The 19,510-nt window shown below is 70.3% G+C and carries 13 protein-coding genes; 11 read left to right on the forward strand and 2 right to left on the reverse strand.

Going from position 1 to position 19,510, the window contains the following annotated elements:
* Nucleotides 1-2,082, forward strand: a complete 2,082-nt coding sequence (locus tag ACFV18_RS25355; RefSeq protein ID WP_380486872.1) for an ATP-dependent DNA helicase — start codon at nt 1-3, stop codon at nt 2,080-2,082.
* 119 nt (nt 2,083-2,201) lie between these two features.
* Here the strand turns inward: ACFV18_RS25355 and lexA are convergent, their stop codons facing one another.
* Nucleotides 2,202-2,927 (reverse strand): transcriptional repressor LexA, encoded by a 726-nt coding sequence (lexA, locus tag ACFV18_RS25360; protein WP_380486977.1) that lies wholly within the window; start codon nt 2,925-2,927, stop codon nt 2,202-2,204.
* A gap of 442 nt (nt 2,928-3,369) precedes the next feature.
* Between lexA and nrdR the strand changes: the two genes are divergently transcribed.
* From nrdR to ACFV18_RS25410, 10 genes are all read left to right on the forward strand, one after another.
* Nucleotides 3,370-3,840 carry a transcriptional regulator NrdR gene (nrdR, locus tag ACFV18_RS25365; RefSeq protein WP_380486874.1) on the forward strand — a complete coding sequence of 157 codons (471 nt, stop codon included), beginning with the start codon at nt 3,370-3,372 and terminating at the stop codon, nt 3,838-3,840.
* A 153-nt stretch (nt 3,841-3,993) separates the two neighbouring features.
* On the forward strand, nt 3,994-6,867 hold the full coding sequence (locus tag ACFV18_RS25370) for a vitamin B12-dependent ribonucleotide reductase (RefSeq protein ID WP_380486877.1): 2,874 nt from the start codon (nt 3,994-3,996) through the stop codon (nt 6,865-6,867).
* An 84-nt stretch (nt 6,868-6,951) separates the two neighbouring features.
* Nucleotides 6,952-7,686 (forward strand): hypothetical protein, encoded by a 735-nt coding sequence (locus ACFV18_RS25375; RefSeq protein ID WP_380486879.1) that lies wholly within the window; start codon nt 6,952-6,954, stop codon nt 7,684-7,686.
* Between the two features lie 91 nt (nt 7,687-7,777).
* Nucleotides 7,778-8,530, forward strand: coding sequence for an SDR family oxidoreductase (locus tag ACFV18_RS25380; protein ID WP_380486978.1), 753 nt, complete (start codon nt 7,778-7,780; stop codon nt 8,528-8,530).
* A 4-nt stretch (nt 8,531-8,534) separates the two neighbouring features.
* Nucleotides 8,535-8,774, forward strand: coding sequence for a Clp protease N-terminal domain-containing protein (locus ACFV18_RS25385; protein WP_380486881.1), 240 nt, complete (start codon nt 8,535-8,537; stop codon nt 8,772-8,774).
* 184 nt (nt 8,775-8,958) lie between these two features.
* Entirely contained in the window at nt 8,959-10,329 is a 1,371-nt protein-coding gene (locus tag ACFV18_RS25390) for an ABC transporter substrate-binding protein (protein WP_380486883.1), read from the forward strand.
* Nucleotides 10,330-10,426: 97 nt separating this feature from the next.
* Nucleotides 10,427-11,452 carry a carbohydrate ABC transporter permease gene (locus ACFV18_RS25395; protein ID WP_380486885.1) on the forward strand — a complete coding sequence of 342 codons (1,026 nt, stop codon included), beginning with the start codon at nt 10,427-10,429 and terminating at the stop codon, nt 11,450-11,452.
* Nucleotides 11,449-12,405: a carbohydrate ABC transporter permease gene (locus ACFV18_RS25400; protein ID WP_380486887.1), complete on the forward strand. Its 957-nt coding sequence runs from the start codon at nt 11,449-11,451 to the stop codon at nt 12,403-12,405. The genes ACFV18_RS25395 and ACFV18_RS25400 overlap by 4 nt, the downstream gene beginning before the upstream one ends.
* A 211-nt stretch (nt 12,406-12,616) precedes the next feature.
* A complete protein-coding gene (locus tag ACFV18_RS25405) occupies nt 12,617-15,727 on the forward strand; it encodes an Ig-like domain-containing protein (protein WP_380486889.1) in 3,111 nt (1,036 codons plus the stop codon).
* A 321-nt stretch (nt 15,728-16,048) separates the two neighbouring features.
* Nucleotides 16,049-17,719, forward strand: a complete 1,671-nt coding sequence (locus tag ACFV18_RS25410; protein ID WP_380486891.1) for a DUF4153 domain-containing protein — start codon at nt 16,049-16,051, stop codon at nt 17,717-17,719.
* A 232-nt stretch (nt 17,720-17,951) separates the two neighbouring features.
* On the opposite strand, the gene ACFV18_RS25415 is transcribed toward ACFV18_RS25410, so the two are convergent.
* Nucleotides 17,952-19,505: an MFS transporter gene (locus ACFV18_RS25415; protein ID WP_380486893.1), complete on the reverse strand. Its 1,554-nt coding sequence runs from the start codon at nt 19,503-19,505 to the stop codon at nt 17,952-17,954.
* Nucleotides 19,506-19,510 lie beyond the last annotated feature (5 nt).

A 19,510-nucleotide genomic window follows, 5' to 3' on the forward strand; every position in this document is an offset into this window, starting at 1 on the left:
ATGACGAACGACACCGCACCCCTGCCCGGCGGCCCGGACGCATCGGCGCCTCCCGTCCCCGCCTCCCGTATCCCGGAGCTGCTGCACGCCGCCGTCAACGCCGTCGGCGGCGTGGAGCGGCCCGGGCAGGTCCGGATGGCCGAGGCGGTCGCCGCCGCCGTAGACGAGGGCGAACACCTCCTCGTCCAGGCCGGCACCGGCACCGGAAAGTCCCTGGCCTACCTGGTGCCCGCCCTCGCCCACGGCGACAACGTGGTGATCGCCACCGCGACCCTCGCCCTCCAGCGCCAGCTCGTCGAACGCGACCTGCCGCGCACCGTCGACGCCCTGCACCCGACGCTGCGCCGCCGCCCGCTGTACGCGATGCTCAAGGGCCGCTCCAACTACCTGTGCCTGCACCGCGCCAACGAGGGCACCCCGAGCGACGAGGGCGAGGGCCTGTTCGACCCGGTCGACGCGCTCGGCGGCCCCACCGGCAAGCTCGGCCAGGACGTGCTGCGGCTGCGCGACTGGGCCGACGAGACCGACACCGGCGACCGCGACGACCTCACCCCGGGCGTCTCCGACAAGGCCTGGGCCCAGCTCTCCGTCACCTCCAAGGAGTGCCTGGGCGCCGCCCGGTGCGCCTACGGCCAGGAGTGCTTCGCCGAACAGGCCCGCGAGCGCGCCAAGTTGGCGGACGTGGTGGTCACCAACCACGCGATGCTGGCGATCGACGCGATCGAGGGCGCGCCCGTCCTCCCCGAACACGGCCTGCTGATCATCGACGAGGCGCACGAGCTGGTGAACCGCGTCACCGGCGCCGCCACCGCCGAACTCACCGTCGGTGCCGTCAACCGGGCGGTCAAGCGGGCGGCCAAACTCGCCAACGAGAAGGCGGTGGACGCGCTGCAGGCCGCCGCCGAGAACTTCCACGGCCTGATGGAGACTGCGCAGCCCGGCCAGGTCGAGGAACTCCCCGAATACCTCGGCTATGCCGTGGCCGGCATCCGGGACGCCTGCCGCCAGGTCATCACCTCGCTCGGCGAGACCCGCGACAAGGGCCTCAGCGACGAGGACGCCGTCCGCAAGCAGGCGATGGCCTCCGCGGAGACCCTGCACGAGACGGCGGACCGGCTGCTCACCGGCTCCGAGTACGACGTCATCTGGATCGAACGCAGCGACCGCTTCGGCCTCGGCACCGCCTCGCTGCGGGTCGCCCCGCTGTCCGTCTCCGGGCTGCTGCGGGAAAACCTGTACAAGGACCGTTCCGTCGTCCTGACCTCCGCCACGCTCAAGCTCGGCGGGGACTTCAACGGCGTCGCCGCGTCCCTCGGCCTGCCCGCCGAGACCAGGCTGCCCGACCACCGCACCCCCGACGGGCCGAGTGCCGAGACCGGCGAGGACGCCCCGCCGTACTGGCGCGGCCTCGACGTCGGCTCCCCGTTCACCTACCCCAAGCAGGGGATCCTCTACGTCGCCAAGCACCTGCCGCCGCCCGGCCGGGAACCCGACCGGCCCGAGATGCTCGACGAACTCACCGAACTGATCGGCGCCGCCGGCGGCCGCACCCTCGGCCTGTTCTCCTCGATGCGGGCCGCGCAGGCCGCGGCGGAGGCGCTGCGCGAACGGCTGGACGTGCCGATCCTGCTGCAGGGCGAGGACACCCTCGGCGAGCTCATCCGTACCTTCGCCTCCGACGCGCAGACCTGCCTGTTCGGCACCCTCTCGCTCTGGCAGGGCGTCGACGTCCCAGGCTCGGCCTGCCAGCTCGTCGTCATGGACCGGATCCCCTTCCCGCGCCCCGACGACCCGCTGATGAGCGCCCGCCAGAAGGACGTCGAATCCCGCGGCGGCAACGGCTTCATGGCCGTCGCCGCCACCCACGCCGCCCTGCTCATGGCGCAGGGCGCCGGCCGCCTGGTCCGCGCGGCGGACGACCGCGGCGTGGTCGCCGTCCTCGACCCCCGCCTCGCGACCGCCCGGTACGGGAGCTTCTTCCGTTCTTCCATGCCGGACTTCTGGTACACCACCGACCGCAACCAGGTCCGGCGGTCCCTCGCCGCGATCGACGCCTCCGCGCCACCGGTCAAGCCCCGCTAGGCACTCAACAGCAAGGTCCGGTCGAAGACGGGAGTACCGTCCTCGGCCGGACCTTACTGTTGGCAGCCTTCCGCTTCGCGCAGTTCCCCGCGCCCCCGGTTGTGCGCCCTCTGCCTACCTCAAAGCCTGCGCAGGACCGCCACGACCTTGCCGAGAATGGTCGCGTTGTCGCCGGGAATCGGCTCGTACGCCACGTTGTGCGGCACCAGCCAGATCTTCCCGTCCTCGCGCTTCAGCCGCTTCACCGTCGCCTCGCCGTCGATCATCGCCGCGACGATGTCCCCGTTCTCGGCGACCGGCTGGCGGCGGACCGTGACCCAGTCGCCGTCGCAGATCGCGGCGTCGATCATCGAGTCGCCCTTGACCGTCAGCGCGAACAGCTCGCCCTCGCCGACCAGCTGGCGGGGCAGCGGGAAGACGTCCTCGACGGTCTGTTCGGCGAGGATCGGGCCGCCGGCGGCGATCCGGCCGACCAGCGGGACGTAGGAGGTGGAGGGCCGGCCGGAGGTCTCCGCCGCAGCAGGGCGGGCGACCTCGACGCCGCGGACCTCGTAGGCGCGCGGGCGGTGCGGGTCGCGGCGCAGGAAGCCCTTGCGTTCCAGGGCCATCAGCTGGTGGGCGACCGAGGAGGTGGAGGACAGGCCGACGGCCTGGCCGATCTCGCGCATGGACGGCGGGTAGCCGCGCCGCTGGACGGAATCCCGAATGACCTCGATGACGCGGCGCTGGCGCTCCGTCAGGCCTGCCTCGTCGGTGCGGATGCCCGGGGGTCGGCCGGGGAGGGCACGGACGACGGGGGTGGGCACACCGAGCGGGGTTTCCTCGATCGGCTGACTACGGCTCATGGTCTGATCCATGCTCTCCTGGTCAGTGGTGCGCGCGGAACGCTCCTGCACCGGGATGGCGGTCTTGGCTTCGACGGTGTGCATGACGCTGGCGGCGCTGGGGGTGGACATCGCGGGCGACCCTCTCGACTGGTGCTCCAACTGCCCAGCTCAACTGGCGCCCCTATCGAAAGGTTGCGCCAAACACACGTTCGAGTGAATTTATTCGAGGTTGCCTGACGTGATCAAGCCTCCGGGTGTAAGTCGATTGCATGTTCGACTCGAACAGTCTATGGGGTTCCGGCGCGCGATGTCCCCGGCTCTCACCCGTTCGCCCGGCGTGGCGCGGCGTCCGCCACTAGATCTAGTGGCTAGTGTCCTCGATCGGGCACAGGTCTTGTGTTTCGAGTCGGGTAGAGTGGTGCGAGTCGTTCGCCGTCGGGTCGCAGGGAGGGAGTTCCAGGTGCACTGTCCCTTCTGTCGGCATCCGGACAGCCGTGTCGTGGACAGCCGCGCCAGCGACGACGGGTGCTCGATCCGCCGCCGCCGGCAGTGCCCGGACTGCAGCCGCCGGTTCACCACCGTCGAGACCGCCACCCTGATGGTGATCAAGCGCAGTGGTGTCACCGAGCCCTTCTCCCGCGAGAAGGTGATCTCCGGCGTCCGCAAGGCATGCCAGGGCCGCCCGGTCACCGAGGACGCGCTGGCCCAGCTCGGGCAGCGGGTCGAGGAGTGTGTGCGGGCCAGCGGCAGCGCCGAGCTCTCCACCCACGACGTGGGCCTGGCGATACTCGGCCCGCTGAAGGAGCTGGACGTGGTGGCGTACCTGCGGTTCGCCTCCGTCTACCGGGCGTTCGACAACCTCGAGGACTTCGAGGCCGCGATCGCGGAGCTGCGCTCCGAACGGCCCGCGGCCCCGCTGCCCGTGCTGTAACGGCCGGGCCTTTTCAGTTCTTTTCATTCAAGTCACCGCAGTACCCGTGTGCCGTGGCCGGGCTTCCGCCTGCCCGCGCACCAGGAGAACGAACCAGTCGTGCCCGGACTTTTCAGGGCACTTCGGGCGTTTGCCCAGGAGGAGGAGCAAGGCATGACAGACACCACGAGCGGGTCCGCGCGCGGGTCGAAGTCGGAGAAGGCCGCGAAGGGCGCCAAGGCCCCGAAGGCGGGCCTGCGGCTGGAGCGGATCTACACCACCCCTGGGGTCCACCCGTACGACGCGGTCACCTGGGAGCGCCGCGACGTCGTGATGACCAACTGGCGCGACGGGTCGATCAACTTCGAGCAGCGCGGCGTGGAGTTCCCCGACTTCTGGTCGGTGAACGCCGTGAACATCGTCACCAGCAAGTACTTCCGCGGCGCGGTCGGCACCCCGCAGCGCGAGTGGAGCCTGAAGCAGATCATCGACCGGGTGGTGCTCACCTACCGCGCCGCCGGTGAGAAGCACGGCTACTTCGCCTCCCCGGCCGACGCCGAGATCTTCGAGCACGAGCTGACTCACGCCCTCCTCCACCAGGTGTTCAGCTTCAACTCGCCGGTCTGGTTCAACGTCGGCACCCAGCAGCCGCAGCAGGTCTCCGCCTGCTTCATCCTGTCCGTCGACGACTCCATGGAGTCGATCCTCGACTGGTACAAGGAAGAGGGCATGATCTTCAAGGGCGGTTCGGGCGCCGGCCTGAACCTGTCCCGGATCCGCTCCTCCAAGGAACTGCTCTCCTCCGGCGGCAACGCCTCCGGCCCGGTCTCCTTCATGCGCGGCGCCGACGCCTCGGCCGGCACCATCAAGTCCGGTGGCGCGACCCGCCGGGCCGCCAAGATGGTCGTCCTGGACGTGGACCACCCGGACGTCGAGGCCTTCATCGAGACCAAGGTGAAGGAGGAGGAGAAGATCCGCGCCCTGCGCGACGCCGGGTTCGACATGGACCTGGGCGGCGACGACATCGCCTCCGTCCAGTACCAGAACGCCAACAACTCGGTCCGCGTCAACGACGAGTTCATGACCGCGGTCGAGAACGGCACCGGCTTCGGCCTGCGCGGCCGGATGACCGGCGAGGTCATCGAGACCGTCGACGCCAAGGGCCTGTTCCGCAAGATGGCCGAGGCCGCGTGGGCCTGCGCCGACCCGGGCATCCAGTACGACTCGGTGATCAACCACTGGCACACCTGCCCGGAGTCGGGCCGGATCAACGCCTCCAACCCGTGCTCCGAGTACATGCACCTGGACAACTCCAGCTGCAACCTGGCCTCGCTGAACCTGATGAAGTTCCTCCGCGACGACGACAGCTTCGACGCGCAGACCTTCGCCAAGGTCGTCGAGCTGGTCATCACCGCGATGGACATCTCCATCTGCTTCGCCGACTTCCCGACCGAGAAGATCGGCGAGACCACCCGCGCCTACCGCCAGCTCGGCATCGGCTACGCCAACCTCGGCGCGCTGCTGATGGCCACCGGCCACGCCTACGACTCCGAGGGCGGCCGCGCCCTGGCCGGCGCGATCACCTCGCTGATGACCGGCACCGCCTACCGCCGCTCCGCCGAACTCGCCGGCGTGGTCGGCCCGTACGACGGCTACGCCCGCAACGCCGCCCCGCACCAGCGGGTGATGAAGCAGCACGCGGACGCCTCCTCGGCCGTCGCCCCGCTGGACGACCTGGACGCCCCGGTGTGGGCCGCTGCCAACGACACCTGGTCCGAGGTGGTCCGGCTCGGCGCGCAGAACGGATTCCGCAACGCGCAGGCCTCGGTGCTCGCCCCGACCGGCACCATCGGCCTGATGATGGACTGCGACACCACCGGCGTCGAACCCGACCTGGCCCTGGTCAAGTTCAAGAAGCTGGTCGGCGGCGGCTCGATGCAGATCGTCAACGGCACCGTCCCGCGCGCCCTCAAGCGCCTCGGCTACCAGGACGAGCAGATCGAGGCGATCGTCGCGCACATCGCCGAGACCGGAAACGTCATCGACGCGCCCGGCCTGAAGGCCGCCCACTACGAGGTGTTCGACTGCGCCATGGGCGAGCGGTCGATCTCCCCGATGGGCCACGTGCGGATGATGGCCGCGATCCAGCCGTGGATCTCCGGCGCGATCTCCAAGACCGTCAACATGCCGGAGAACGCCACCGTCGAGGACGTCGAGGAGATCTACTTCCAGGCCTGGAAGCTCGGCGTCAAGGCGCTCGCCATCTACCGCGACAACTGCAAGGTCGGCCAGCCGCTCTCGGCCAAGACCAAGACCCCGGCGGCCACCACTGTCGCTGCGCCCGCCCCCGGGGTCGAGAAGGTCGTCGAGTACCGCCCGACCCGCAAGCGCCTGCCCAAGGGACGCCCCGGCATCACCACCTCCTTCACGGTCGGCGGCGCCGAGGGCTACATGACCGCCAACTCCTACCCGGACGACGGCCTCGGCGAGGTCTTCCTGAAGATGTCCAAGCAGGGCTCGACCCTCGCGGGCATGATGGACGCCTTCTCCATCGCCGTCTCGGTCGGCCTGCAGTACGGCGTCCCGCTGGAGACGTACGTCGCCAAGTTCACCAACATGCGCTTCGAGCCGGCCGGCCTGACCGACGACCCGGACGTGCGGATGGCGCAGTCCATCGTGGACTACATCTTCCGCCGCCTGGCGCTCGACTTCCTGCCGTTCGAGACCCGCTCCGCGCTCGGCATCCACTCCGTCGAGGAGCGCACCCGGCACCTGGAGACCGGCTCCTACGAGCCGATCGAGGAGGAACTCGACGTCGAGTCGCTCGCCCAGTCCGCGCCGCTCGCCGCCGAGAAGCCGCACGTCGCCCTCCCGGTCGTCGAGCAGCCCAAGCCGGCACCCGCCGCGCACAACTCCACGGAGCTCGCCGAGATCCGCCTCGGCCTGAACGCCGACGCGCCGCTCTGCTTCTCCTGCGGCACCAAGATGCGCCGCGCCGGCAGCTGCTACCTCTGCGAGGGCTGCGGCTCCACCAGCGGCTGCAGCTGACGCGCCGTCACCGGGCAGTAGCGCGCAGGGCGTCGACCGTTAATTCGGTCGGCGCCCTGCGCCGTGTGCGGACACAATGCCGGGATGGATGAGGTATCGAACAACCGGCTGGAACTGCGCATCGACGAGGCCTCGGAGGGTCGGCGTGAACTCCGGCTGCTGGCCGACGGGCGTGACCTGCTGGACACCGGTTTCGCCGATGGGCACCTCGGCCCGGACCCGCGCTCCCTGCTCGGGCCGTACAGCCCGCTGCTGCCCGGCCCCGAGCCCCGGGAAGTCCAGCTCCACGTGGCGGGATGCGGTGAAGAGTGCTGCGGCGCCCTGTATGTGACGGTGCGCCAGGACGGCGGCGCCGTGGTCTGGGACGGCTGGCGCAACCCCGACATCAAGGGCCTCGACCTCCCGGCGTACCGGTTCGACGCCGCGCAGTACCTGGCGGAGCTCGACCGCGCGGGTATCGGCGTCGAGGACTGGCCCGCGCGCGGCGTCGGACGCCTGGTGCAGGCCCAACTCGCCCGCCGGCCAGAGCTGTTGGCCGCCTGGGAGTGCGAGTTCGACGCCCTGTGGACCTGGTCTTCGGGCCCCGACCGGATCGACCTGACTTTCTTCTGGCGCCCGGCCGTCTCGGACCGCCCCGGCGAATCGCCCTACCTGCAGTTCCTGGTCGAACTGACCGTCCCCGCCGGTGACCCGGTCGAACTGGCCGCCGACCTCGTCGACCGTCTCACCTCGGCGGACCCGCGCGCCCAGGCCCGGGTCTGCGGCGGCAGCGCGGAGTACGCGGAGCTGCTCGGCTACCCGTGGCCGGAGGACATGTGACCCCGGGGTGACCCCGTTCCCCCGGGTGCGTCGGCCGGGCTGCCGGGTGCGCGGCAACCGCGCAGGCTGGGGTGGAGATGGGGTGAGCGCGATGCGGCAGATCGTGGTGACGGGCGGGACGGGGACGCTGGGCCGGGTCGTGGTGGGCCGGCTGGTGGCGCGGGGCTGCCCGGTGCGGGTGGTGAGCCGGCAGGCGCACACGCCGGGGGAGCACGGCTGGGCGGTCGCCGATCTGGTGACCGGGCGCGGGGTGGAGGCGGCGGTGGCGGGCGCGACCACGGTGGTGCACTGCGCGACCACCAGCGGGAAGCGGGACGTGGACGCCACCCGTCGGCTGGTCGCGGCGGCCCGCGAGGCCGGCGTGACGCACCTGGTGTACGTGTCGATCGTCGGCGTGGACACGGTGCCGCTCGGCTACTACCGGGCGAAGGCGGAGTGCGAGCGGCTGATCGCCGCGTCCGGTCTCGGCTGGACGGTGCTGCGCGCCACCCAGTTCCACGACCTGCTGGTGCGGATGCTGGACGGGCTGTCGAAGGCGCCGGTGCTGCTGCTGCCGCGCGGGGTGGCGTTCCAGCCGGTGGACGTCCGGGACGTCGCCGAGCGGCTGGCCGACCTGGCGGAGGGCGGGCCGGCCGGACGGGTGGCGGACTTCGGCGGCCCGCAGGTGCGTGCGGTGGAGGCGCTGGCGGCGGAGTTCCTGCACGCGCGGGGCCGGCGGCGGCCGGTGCTGCGGGTGCCGACGCCGGGCGGGGCGATGAAGGCGCTGCGGGCGGGCGGGAACCTGGCGCCGGAGCACGCGGACGGCCGGATCACCTTCGCGGAGTATCTGGCGGAGCGGTACTGACCCCGTGCCCGGCCCTGGAGCGGGACGGGGCGGGACGAGGGGCACCGACTCGGCCAAGCGGGTGCTCTCGCTGCGCGCGGCGGCCGGGCAGCGGGTGCGCCGGATCGAGACCGGCCACCTGTTGCCCGGACTGATCCGGGAGGGCGGCGCGGCGGCGCGCGTGCTGCGCGAGCGGGGTGTGGACCTGGCGGATCCGGAGCGGGCGGCGGAGGCGCTGACGGATGGTCGGGCGGCGGCCTCGTAGCACGGCGCGGTCACAACTGGGGTGCTGCCCGATGAAGGTCGAACGCGCTCCTTGGCGTGGGGTGGTCGGTGGGTTAACGTCTTTGAGCCAGCGATCAGCTGGGTGCACAGACCCCATCTTCGGTACAGCGCAGTGTTGTTTCTCTTACGGCTGGCATGCCCATGCCCTGGCAAGGAGGACCGCATTGATCACCCCCGTGACCACTGGACGCCGGAGGCTGCTGGCCGTACCGGCCGTTCTGGCACTGGCACTGACAGCCGCCTGTTCCAACAGTTCCTCGTCCGACGGCGGGGGCGGTTCTTCGGCCGCCACGCTCACCGGTGACTGCGCAAAGTACCAGGCGTACGCGGGTCATTCGGGCACCAAGGTGTCGATGTACGCGTCGATCCTGGCGCCCGAGTCGGATTCGCTGGAGAAGTCCTGGGCCGACTTCAGCTCCTGCACCGGCATCAAGATCGTCTACGAGGGCTCCAACGACTTCGAGTCGCAGCTGCCGGTCCGGGTGGCCGGCGGCAACGCCCCCGACCTGGCGGTCATCCCGCAACCCGGCCTGCTCGCCCAAATGGTGAAGAGCGGCAAGGTGGTCAAGCCCCCGCAGCAGACCGTCGACAACGAGAACAAGTGGTCGCCGATCTGGAAGACCTACGGGTCGGTCAACGGCACCTTCTACGCGGCGCCGATGAGCGCCAACATGAAGTCCCTGGTCTGGTACTCCCCGAAGGCGTTCAAGGCCGCCGGGTACGAAGTCCCCAAGACCTGGGCCGACTTGATCGCGCTCAGCGACAAGATCGCCAGGGCCGGCGCCATGAAGCCCTGGTGCGGCGGTATCGGCTCCGGCACCGCCACCGGCTGGCCGGCCACCGACTGGCTGGAGGAGATCGTCCTCGGCTCCTACGGCGGCGACGTCTACGACCAGTGGGTCAGCCACAAGGTGAAGTTCTCCGACGAGAAGATCACCACCGCGATGAAGACCGTCGCCGACTGGATGCAGAACCCGGCCTGGGTCAACGGCGGCTTCGGCGACGTCAAGTCGATCGCCACCACCACCTTCCAGGACGCCGGCACCCCGATCCTCAGCAACAAGTGCGCGATGCTCCAGCAGGCGTCCTTCTACCGCGCACAGTGGCCCAAGGGCACCAGCATCGCCCCCGACGGCGACGTCTTCGCCTTCCACCTGCCGGCGGTGAACCCGCAGGTCACCAACCCGGTCGAGGGCGGTGGCGAGTTCGTCGCCGCGTTCGCCGACCGGCCCGAGGTGCAGGCCGTGCAGAACTACCTGTCCAGCTCCGAGTGGGCGAGCAGCCGGGTCAAGGTCTCGCCGGGCTGGGTGTCCGCCAACCAGGGCGTCGACAAGAGCCTGTACACCGACCCGATCGACAAGCTGTCCGCCGAGTCGCTCACCGACCCGGCCGCCACCTTCCGCTTCGACGCCTCCGACCTGATGCCCGCCGCCGTCGGCGCCGGCGCCGAATGGAAGGCGCTCACCGCCTGGTTCGCCGAGGGCCAGTCGATCCAGAAGACGGCCGCCGACATCGACGCCGCCTGGCCCCAGTAGGCCGGACTCCCCGGGCAGCGCGGGCGGGTGAACCACCTGCCCGCGCTGCCCTCCCCATGCCCTGAAGATCACCAGGTCTTGAGGAAGGACCCCGCGCATGCCCAACGACACCCGGCTCGCCGGGCCGGCGCTCCACCTCGCGGACTCGCTGTGGCAGGACGCGGCGCTCAAGTTCGGCAACACCGGCGGCGCCGTGCTGGGCTTCGTCGGCGTCCTGCTCGCCGTGTTCTTCGCGGCCGGCCGCGCCACCGGACGCTTCTCCCGGCCGCTGACGATCGCGCTGATGCTCGGCCCGGCGATCGTCCTGCTGCTCACCGGCCTGGTGGTGCCACTGCTGCGCACCGTCGTGCTGAGCTTCCTGGACGCCGACGGCACGAAGTTCGTCGGTGGGAAGAACTACGGCTGGGCGCTGACCAGTTCACCCATCCACGGGGTGCTGCTGAACACCCTGCTGTGGCTGGTGGTCGCTCCCTTCGCGGCCACCGGGCTCGGCCTCGGGCTGGCCCTGATGGTGGACCGGATGCGCGGGCAGGCGATCTACAAGTCGCTGATCTTCATGCCGATGGCGGTCTCGCTGGTGGCCGCCTCGCTGATCTTCAAGCTGGTGTACGAGTCGCGCGGCGCCGGGCAGAACCAGGTCGGCCTGCTCAGCCGGCTCGCCGTCGCGCTCGGCTGGGACGATCCGCCGAACTGGATCCTGTCCCAGCCGCTGAACAACTTCCTGCTGATGGCCGTCCTGGTCTGGGTGCAGACCGGCTTCGCCATGGTGGTGCTGTCCGCCGCGATCAAGGCCATCCCGGACGAGATCACCGAGGCCGCCCGGCTCGACGGCGCCACCGGCCTGCGGCTGTTCCTGCACGTCACCGTGCCGATGATCCGCACCACGCTGGTGGTGGTGCTCACCACCGTCATGATCATCACACTGAAGGCCTTCGACATCGTCCGCACCATGACCGGTGGCAACTACGGCACCCAGGTGCTCGCCAACGAGATGTACTCGCAGACCTTCGAGCAGTACAACTACGGCCGCGGCAGCGCCCTCGCGGTGATCCTCTTCCTCGCGGTGGCGCCCCTGGTGGTCTACAACATCGCCCTGCTGCGCAAGGAGCGTGCGACCCGATGAGCGCCCAGCCCACCCTGGCCCCCGCCAAGGCCGCCGAGCCCGAACTGCCGCCCGTGAAGGCCGTCCGGCGGTCCTTCAGCAGCCCGCTGGCGAGCGTCCTGGTGGTCGTCGTGACGGCCCTGTGGACCATCCCGACCGTCGGCCTGCTGGTCACCTCGCTGCGTCCCAAGGGCGACGTCGCGTCCACCGGCTGGTGGGAGGCGTTCGTCCACCCCGACTTCGGGCTGGAGAACTACCGGGCGGTGCTGTTCGACAACTCCTTCGGCACCTCCGGCGGCCTGATGCCGTACCTGGTCAACTCGGTGGCGATCAGCATCCCCGCCACCGTCTTCCCGCTGGTGCTGGCCGCGATGGCGGCGTACGCGCTGGCCTGGGTGCGGTTCAAGGGCAGCGACACCCTGTTCTTCGTGATATTCGCGCTGCAGATCGTGCCGCTGCAGATGGCGTTGATCCCGCTGCTAAGGCTGTTCTCCGGCGGCGCCCACCTCGGCTCGGTGACCGTCATTCCGGCGCTCGACCTGAAGGACACGTACGTGCCGGTGTGGCTGACCCACACGATGTTCGCGCTGCCGCTGGCGATCTTCCTGCTGCACAACTTCATCGCCCAGCTGCCGCGGGACCTGATGGAGGCGGCGGTGGTGGACGGGGCCTCGCACTTCAAGATCTTCCGCTCGATCGTGCTGCCGCTGAGCGCCCCCGCGCTGGCCTCGTTCGCCATCTTCCAGTTCCTGTGGGTGTGGAACGACCTGCTGGTGGCGCTCACCTTCGCCGGCGGCAACCCGACGGTCGCGCCGATGACCTCCCGGCTCGCCCAGCTGTCCGGCTCCAACGGCAGCCGCTGGGAGCTGCTCTCGGCGGGCGCCTTCCTGTCGATGCTGGTGCCGCTGGCGGTGTTCTTCGCCCTCCAGCGCTACTTCGTCCGCGGGCTGCTGGCCGGGTCGGTGAAGGGCTGAGGCCCGCCACCGGGCTGTTCAAGTGTTGAACGCGGTGGCGGGTGTTGAAGGTGTGCAGACACACGGGTCGGATGCGGAGCGTTCGCGTTCGAGTTGGCCGGAAGTCGTGGCTGTGATGTGAGGGTTCTGCGGACGCGCCGGGGTCGGAGCCGATAGGACGGAGGACGGCACTTCTGCCGTTCATCCGGTCATCCGACCTTGGGGGGTTGGCGTGAGGTTCAGAAAACGGCTCGCCGGGCTGCTCGTGGCCCTGCTCGCATCCACCGGGCTGATGGCGGCGCCCGCGGCACACGCGGAAACCGCCGTCCTCGGCAACAACACCATCGGCACCGCCACCGACTCCGGCGACTCCAACTACATCAACACCTCGCGCTTCGTGACCGGCTCCAGCGGCGGAACGGTCAACAGCGTCAGCGTGTACGTGGGCGCCGTCGGCTCCACGCCCAACGACCAGTACCAGGTCGCGGTGTACGGCGACGTCGCCGGCAAGCCCGGCGCGCTGCTCGGCTCCTCCGCCTCCGGCACGCTCACCGCACACGCCTGGAACACCCTGCCGGTCACCGCGACCCTCGCGCCCAACACGCCCTACTGGCTGGCGTACAACTCCAACGGCGTCTCCGCCGCGGTCAACAACCTCAACTACTCCACCGGCGGCCAGAGCGGCTACTCCACCGGCGGCGCGGCCTTCGGCAGCTGGCCCAGCAGCTTCGGCGCCGTCTCCACCGGCAACCTCAACTACTCCATCTACGCCACCTACACCCCGTCCGGCGGCGGCAGCGGCACACCCGGCAACGGCCCCGGCAACGAGGGCCCGATCCTGCTGGTCACCGACCCGGCCAACCCGTACACCTCGTACTACGGCGAGATCCTCAAGGCCGAGGGCCTGAACTACTACAAGACCGCCGACCTCGGCACCGTCACCTCCGCCACCCTCGCCCAGTACGACGTGGTGCTGCTGGCGGAGAACCAGCTGACGGCCGCCCAGACCACCATGTTCACCAGCTGGGTGAACGGCGGCGGACGGCTGGTCGCGATGCGGCCCGACAAGCAGCTCGCCGGGCTGCTCGGCCTCACCGCCACCACCGACACACTGGCCGACTCCTACCTGAAGATCGACACCACCGCGGCGCCCGGCACCGGACTGACCTCCGACACCATGGGCTACCACGGCACCGCCGACAAGTACACGCTGAACGGCGCCACCGCCGTCGCCACCCTGTACAGCGACGTCGCCGTGCCCACCACCAACCCCGCCGTCACGCTGCGCACCGCCGGCACCGGCCAGGCCGCCGCGTTCACCTTCGACCTCGCCAAGTCCGTGGTGCAGACCCGCCAGGGCAACATCGCCTGGGGCGGGCAGCAGCGCGACAACGTGGACGGCATCGAGGCCAGCGAGATGTTCTTCGGCACCGGCGGACAGCTCAACTGGAACAACCTCGACAAGGCACAGATCCCGATCGCCGACGAGCAGCAGCGCCTGCTCGGCAACCTGATCACCACCATGGACGCCGCCAAGAAGCCGCTGCCGAAGTTCTGGTACTTCCCCCGCGACGTCAAGGCCGTCGTGGTGATGACCGGCGACGACCACGGCATCGGCGGCACCACCGGACGCTTCGACGGCTACATCGCGCAGAGCCCGGCCGGCTGCAACGTGGCCAACTGGGAGTGCGTGCGCGCCTCGTCCTACGTCTACGCCAGCGGGCCGATGACCGACGCCCAGGCCAAGGCCTACTCCGACCAGGGCTTCGAGATCGGCACCCACATCACCACCAACTGCACCCCGTGGGGGACCCCCGCCGACCTGGCGAACGTCTACACCACCCAGATCGCCGCCTGGAAGGCCAAGTTCCCGTCCCTGCCCAACGCGGACAGCACCCGCACCCACTGCGTCGAGTGGGACGACTGGGCCACCCAGGCCAAGACCAAGCTGGCCAACGGCATCCGGCTGGACACCGATTACTACTACTACCCGGCCAGCTTCGTGCAGGACCGGCCCGGCTACTTCAACGGCACCGGGCTGCCGATGAAGTACGCGGACAGCAACGGCGCCACCATCAACGAGTACCAGTCCACCACCCAACTCACCGACGAGTCCGGGCAGTCCATGCCGGGCACCGTCAACACGCTGCTGGACAACGCGTACAACGCCAAGGGCTACTACACCGTCCTGACCGCCAACATCCACACCGACTACGCCGCCTCCACCGCGTCCGACCAGGTCATCGCCTCGGCCAAGGCGCACGGCACCCCCGTGGTCTCCGGCCGCCAGCTGCTGAACTGGCTGGACTTCCGCAACGGCTCCGCGTTCTCCGGGATGGCCTGGAACGCGAACACCCTGAGCTTCAGCATCACCGGCGGCGCGAACGGCCTGCGGGCCATGGTCCCGGTCAACTCGGCGGGCGGCACCCTCACCGGCATCAAGCAGGGCACCACCGCCGTCAACTACCGGATCGAGACCATCCACGGCATCACGTACGCCTTCTTCGACGGCAACGTGGGCTCGTACACGGCGACCTACGGCACCGACACCGTCCCGCCGACCGTCACCGGCTCCGTCCCCGCCAACGGTGCGACCGGCGTCGCCGCCACCGCCCCGGTGAAGGCCTCCTTCAGTGAGCCGGTCCAGGCCGCCACCGTCAACTCCACCAACGTCACGCTGAAGACCACCAGCGGCGGCACCGCGGTGGCCGGCACCGTCGCCCTGGACTCCGCGACCAACACCGTCACCTTCACCCCGAACGCCGCGCTCTCGCTCAGCACGGGCTACACGCTGAGCGTCGCCAACGTGAAGGACCTGGCGGGCAACACCCAGGCCGCCGCCTACACCGCGGCCTTCACCACCGCCGGCGCCCCGCCGCAGACCATCGGCAACAACACCATCGGCACCCAGCTCGACGACACCAACTCCAACCACCTCAACGGCTCGAAGATCACCACCGGCGCCTCGCCGATCGCACTCAGCTCGCTGAACGTGCACATCGGCCAGACCAGCGCCTCGCCCAACAACCAGTTCCAGATCGCCGTCTACAGCGACAACGGCGGCTCGCCGGACGCCCTGCTGGCCACCAGCTCGGTGGGCACGCTGAGCGCCAACGCCTGGAACAGCGCCGCCGTCACCTACACGCTGGCCGCCAACACCACCTACTGGCTGGTCTACAACTCCAACGGCACCAGCTCCACCGTCAACAACATGCACTACAGCTCCGGCCCCGCCGGGTCCGGCGTCTACAGCAACGCGAGCGTCCCGTTCGGCACCTTCCCGGCGAGCTTCGGAACCGCCGTGAAGGACAACCTCGTGTACTCGCTGTACGGGGCCTACTGATCGGGCCCGGTGGTCCTGCTCCGCAGTCCCACTGCCGGGGCGGTTTGTGTCACAACTCTGTGACCAAGCCGCCCCGGCGGCTTTTTGAACCTGTTCAGAAGTGGCCTTCGGGCTCTAGAGTCACCGGCACGACCAGGCGTGCGACTGGCCGAAAACCTTCGTGCGCCCGCATTCTGAGGGGGTTTCATGTCCCAGTCCACCGGCTCCAACGGCCCTGGTGGTTCCACCGGCTCAGGTGGTCCCGGCGAACAGCCGCAGCCGGCGAACCCGTTCGCGGCACCTGCGGGACCGCGTCCTGGGGCGTCCGGGAAGGGGGCGCCGGTGGGGGCTGCTGCGGGTGCGATGGGCTCGGCGGGTGCGGTGGGCTCGGTGGGCTCGGCGGGTGCGGTGGGCTCGGTGGCGGCGGGCTCGGTGGGCTCGGTGGGGGCGGTGGGTGCTGGGGGAGCGAATCCCTATGCGCCGTACCAGCACCGGCCGCTGGATCCGCTGCCCGAATCGGAGTGGCTGCGGCCCAGCAAGGCCCGTCCTGCCGCGCCCGCCGGGCTGCGGGTGCTGGCGGCGGCGGGCGCGTCCGGGCTGGTCAGTGCGCTGGTGCTGGGCGACGGACTCGGAGTCAACCTGCTGCTGTGCGCCGTCGCGGGTGCGGTGGGCGCCGGGATGACCGCGCTGGCCACCGGGCGGCGCGTCAAGCCCTGGCACCTGGCGTTCGCTGCGGCCGCGCTGCTGCTCTGCCTGGTGCCGGCCGTCAGCGGTGCGGACGGGGCGGTGACGCTCGCCGTGATCGCCGCGATATGCATCGGCTCGCTCACCCTGCACGGCGGTGCCCGCTGGGTCGGGGTGGCGATGGGATCGATCGGCCTGTGGGCCCACTTCCTGCCCGGGCTCGCCTGGGGAATCCGGTCGCTGAAAGAGCGTCGCTTTCCGGCCAAGGCTCGTGCCGGGCAGGTGGTGAAGGCCGTCGGAGTCTCCCTGGTGCTGCTGGTGGTCTTCGGCACGCTGTTCGCCGGCGCCGACACCACCGTCGCCGACCTGCTGAGCCACCTCGTCCCCTCGATGGAGGCCGGGGAGACCCCGCTGCGGTTCGTGTACTTCGTCGGCGGAGTGCTGCTCGCTCTGGGCGCCGCGCACACCGCCGCCGCCCCCCGCCGCTGGGACCGCACCAGGACCCGGGCCGGCAAGGAGCGCGGCCGCCTGGAGTGGGCGATGCCGCTGGCGGTGATGAACCTGCTGTTCGGCACCTTCGTGGTGGTGCAGCTGGTGGTGCTGATCGGCGGCTACGGCTCGATCATGCGCCGCACCGGGATGACCCCCGCCGCGTACGCCCGCCAGGGTTTCTGGCAGCTGCTCTGGATCGCCGTGCTCACCCTGGTGGTGGTCGCGCTCGCCAAGTACTGGGCGCCGCGCAGCAACGCGGGCGACCGGCGGCTGGTCAAGGTGATGCTCGGACTGCTCTGCACGCTCACCCTGGTCGTGGTCGGCACCGCCCTGGTCCGGATGAGCCTGTACATGGACGCGTTCGGGCTCACCCGCCTGCGGGTCAACGTCGCCGCGACGGAGATCTGGCTCGGCCTGGTCTTCCTGATGGTGCTGTTCGGCTCCGTCCTCTCCTCCCGCCGCTGGCTGCCCCGCGCGGTGGTGCTCAGCGCCGCCCTGGCCGTGGCGCTGTTCGGCCTGCTGCGGACCGACGGCCTGATCGCCGACCAGAACGTCGACCGCTACCGCGGCGCCGTTACCCAGCTCGACGTCAACTACCTGCGTGGCCTCTCCGTTGACGCCGTGCCCGCTCTTGACCGGCTGCCCGACGATCTGCGCACCTGCGCGCTCCAGCCGATCGCCGCCGAGCTGGCGGACCAGCCCACGCCCTCCTGGTACGCCATCAGCCGGGCCGAGGCCCGCGCCCGGGAGATCCTCGCGGCACGGCCCGTGGTTTGGGACCTGGGCGAGGCCTGCCGACGGGTCGGGCTGCCCACGTACCGGGTCGAGGCCCGCTGACCTTGGGCCGCTGACGTTGGGTCGCTGGCGTGGTCCGCTGTCGTGGTCCGCTGTCGTGGTCCGCTGGCGTTGGGCCGTTGTCGTCGGGCCGCTGACGTGGTCCGCTGACGTTGGGGCGCTGATGTTGGGCCGTTGTCGTCGGGCCGTTGTCGGCGGTGGCTGTTGGAGGGTGGGGGAGGGGCCGAGTGCCGTCCCCCCACCCTCCTTGCGTGTCAGGCCGCGTGGTGCGGCGTCACATCGCCATGCCGGCTGGGGCTTCGGCGGGCAGGTCGGCGACCTTCGCCTTGACCACGAACACCGCGGACAGCAGCGCGACCACCGCGAACGCCACACCCACCACGAAGGCGTGCGAGACGGCGTGGGCGAGCACCTCGTTGGCCCACGTGCTGCCGGGTGGGAAGGTCTGGTGCTGCTGGGTGTACTGCAGATCGGCCGGGGTGGCATGGGCGAGGAAGTCCGGCTGCTGGCGGTTGCCCTCGGAGGTGGCCGCCTTGGCGAAGACCGTGGTGAGTATCGACAGCCCGACCGAACCGCCGATCTGCTGCACCGAGTTGAGCAGGCCCGAGGCCGCACCCGTCTCGTGCGCCGCAACCCCGGAGACCGCCATCAGCATCACCGGGACGAAGATCAGACCCATGCCGAAGCCGAAGGTGACCGTGGGGCCGAGCACGCCCAGGGCGTAGCTGCTGTGGACGTCGGTCCGAGTCAGCCAACTCAGCCCGATCGTCACCAGCACGCTGCCGGTGGCCAGGAACGGTTTTGGCCCGAGCCTGGCCTGGAAAGCGGAGGCGAGCTGCGCGGCGACGATGATCGCGACGCTGATCGGCAGGAAGGCCACACCCGCTTTGAGCGCGCTGTAACCGAGCACGCGCTGAACGAAGAGCGTGACGTAGAAGAAGATGCCGAACATGGCCGCGGCCAGGCAGAGCATCATGATCAATCCGCCGGTGCGGTTGCGGCTCCGCAGCAGTCGCAGCGGGGTGATCGGCTGGGCGGTGCGCTGCTCGATCACCGCGAACGCGACCAGCAGGGCCGTGCCGACGGCGAACGAGGCGATCGTCACGCCGTCGCCCCACCCGGCCTTCGGGTCCGCGGCGTGGATGAACCCGTACACCAGGCTGACCAGGCCGAGGGTGGAGGTGAGCGCGCCGGGCAGGTCGAAGGTGCCCGGGTGCCGTTCGGACTCGTTGATGTAACGCGGCGCGGCGACGGCGATCAGCGCGGCGATCGGCACGTTCACGAAGAACACCCAGCGCCAGTTCAGGTACTCCGTGAGCACGCCGCCGGCCAGCAGGCCTATCGCGGCGCCCGAGCCGGCCACCGCCGAGAAGACACCGAAGGCGCGGTTCCGCTCCGGCCCCTCCTTGAAGTTGGTGGCGATCAGCGCGAACGCCGTCGGTGAACAGATCGCACCGCCGATGCCCTGCAGCGCGCGGGCGGCGAGCAGCATGCCACCGTTCTGCGCGAAACCGCCGAGCAGCGAGGCCAGACCGAACAGCAGCACGCCCACGACGAACACCCGCCGGCGGCCGAGTATGTCGCCGGCCCGGCCGCCGAGCAGCAGCAGGCCGCCGAACGTCAGCGTGTAGGCGTTGATCACCCAGGACAGGTTGGTGGTGGAGAACTTCAGGGCGTCCTGGATGTGCGGAAGCGCGATGTTCACGATGGTCGCGTCGAGGACGACCATGAGCTGAGTGGCCGCGATGACCGTGAGCGTGATGCCCTTGTGCTGGTCGCGACCGGCCCCCGGCGGAGCCGACTTGCTGAGCATGTCGGAGATAGCCACTGTTG

The sequence above is a fragment of the Kitasatospora sp. NPDC059673 genome, assembly GCF_042734215.1.
Classification (GTDB): domain Bacteria; phylum Actinomycetota; class Actinomycetes; order Streptomycetales; family Streptomycetaceae; genus Kitasatospora.

What these genes read in the sequence shown, in the direction of transcription:
- ACFV18_RS25355 (WP_380486872.1), top strand. Translation starts at nt 1, where the DNA reads ATGACGAACGACACCGCACCCCTGCCCGGCGGCCCGGACGCATCGGCG.
- ACFV18_RS25370 (WP_380486877.1), top strand. Translation starts at nt 3,994, where the DNA reads ATGACAGACACCACGAGCGGGTCCGCGCGCGGGTCGAAGTCGGAGAAG.
- ACFV18_RS25375 (WP_380486879.1), top strand. Translation starts at nt 6,952, where the DNA reads ATGGATGAGGTATCGAACAACCGGCTGGAACTGCGCATCGACGAGGCC.
- ACFV18_RS25400 (WP_380486887.1), top strand. Translation starts at nt 11,449, where the DNA reads ATGAGCGCCCAGCCCACCCTGGCCCCCGCCAAGGCCGCCGAGCCCGAA.
- ACFV18_RS25380 (WP_380486978.1), top strand. Translation starts at nt 7,778, where the DNA reads ATGCGGCAGATCGTGGTGACGGGCGGGACGGGGACGCTGGGCCGGGTC.
- lexA (WP_380486977.1), bottom strand. Translation starts at nt 2,927, where the DNA reads ATGAGCCGTAGTCAGCCGATCGAGGAAACCCCGCTCGGTGTGCCCACC.
- ACFV18_RS25395 (WP_380486885.1), top strand. Translation starts at nt 10,427, where the DNA reads ATGCCCAACGACACCCGGCTCGCCGGGCCGGCGCTCCACCTCGCGGAC.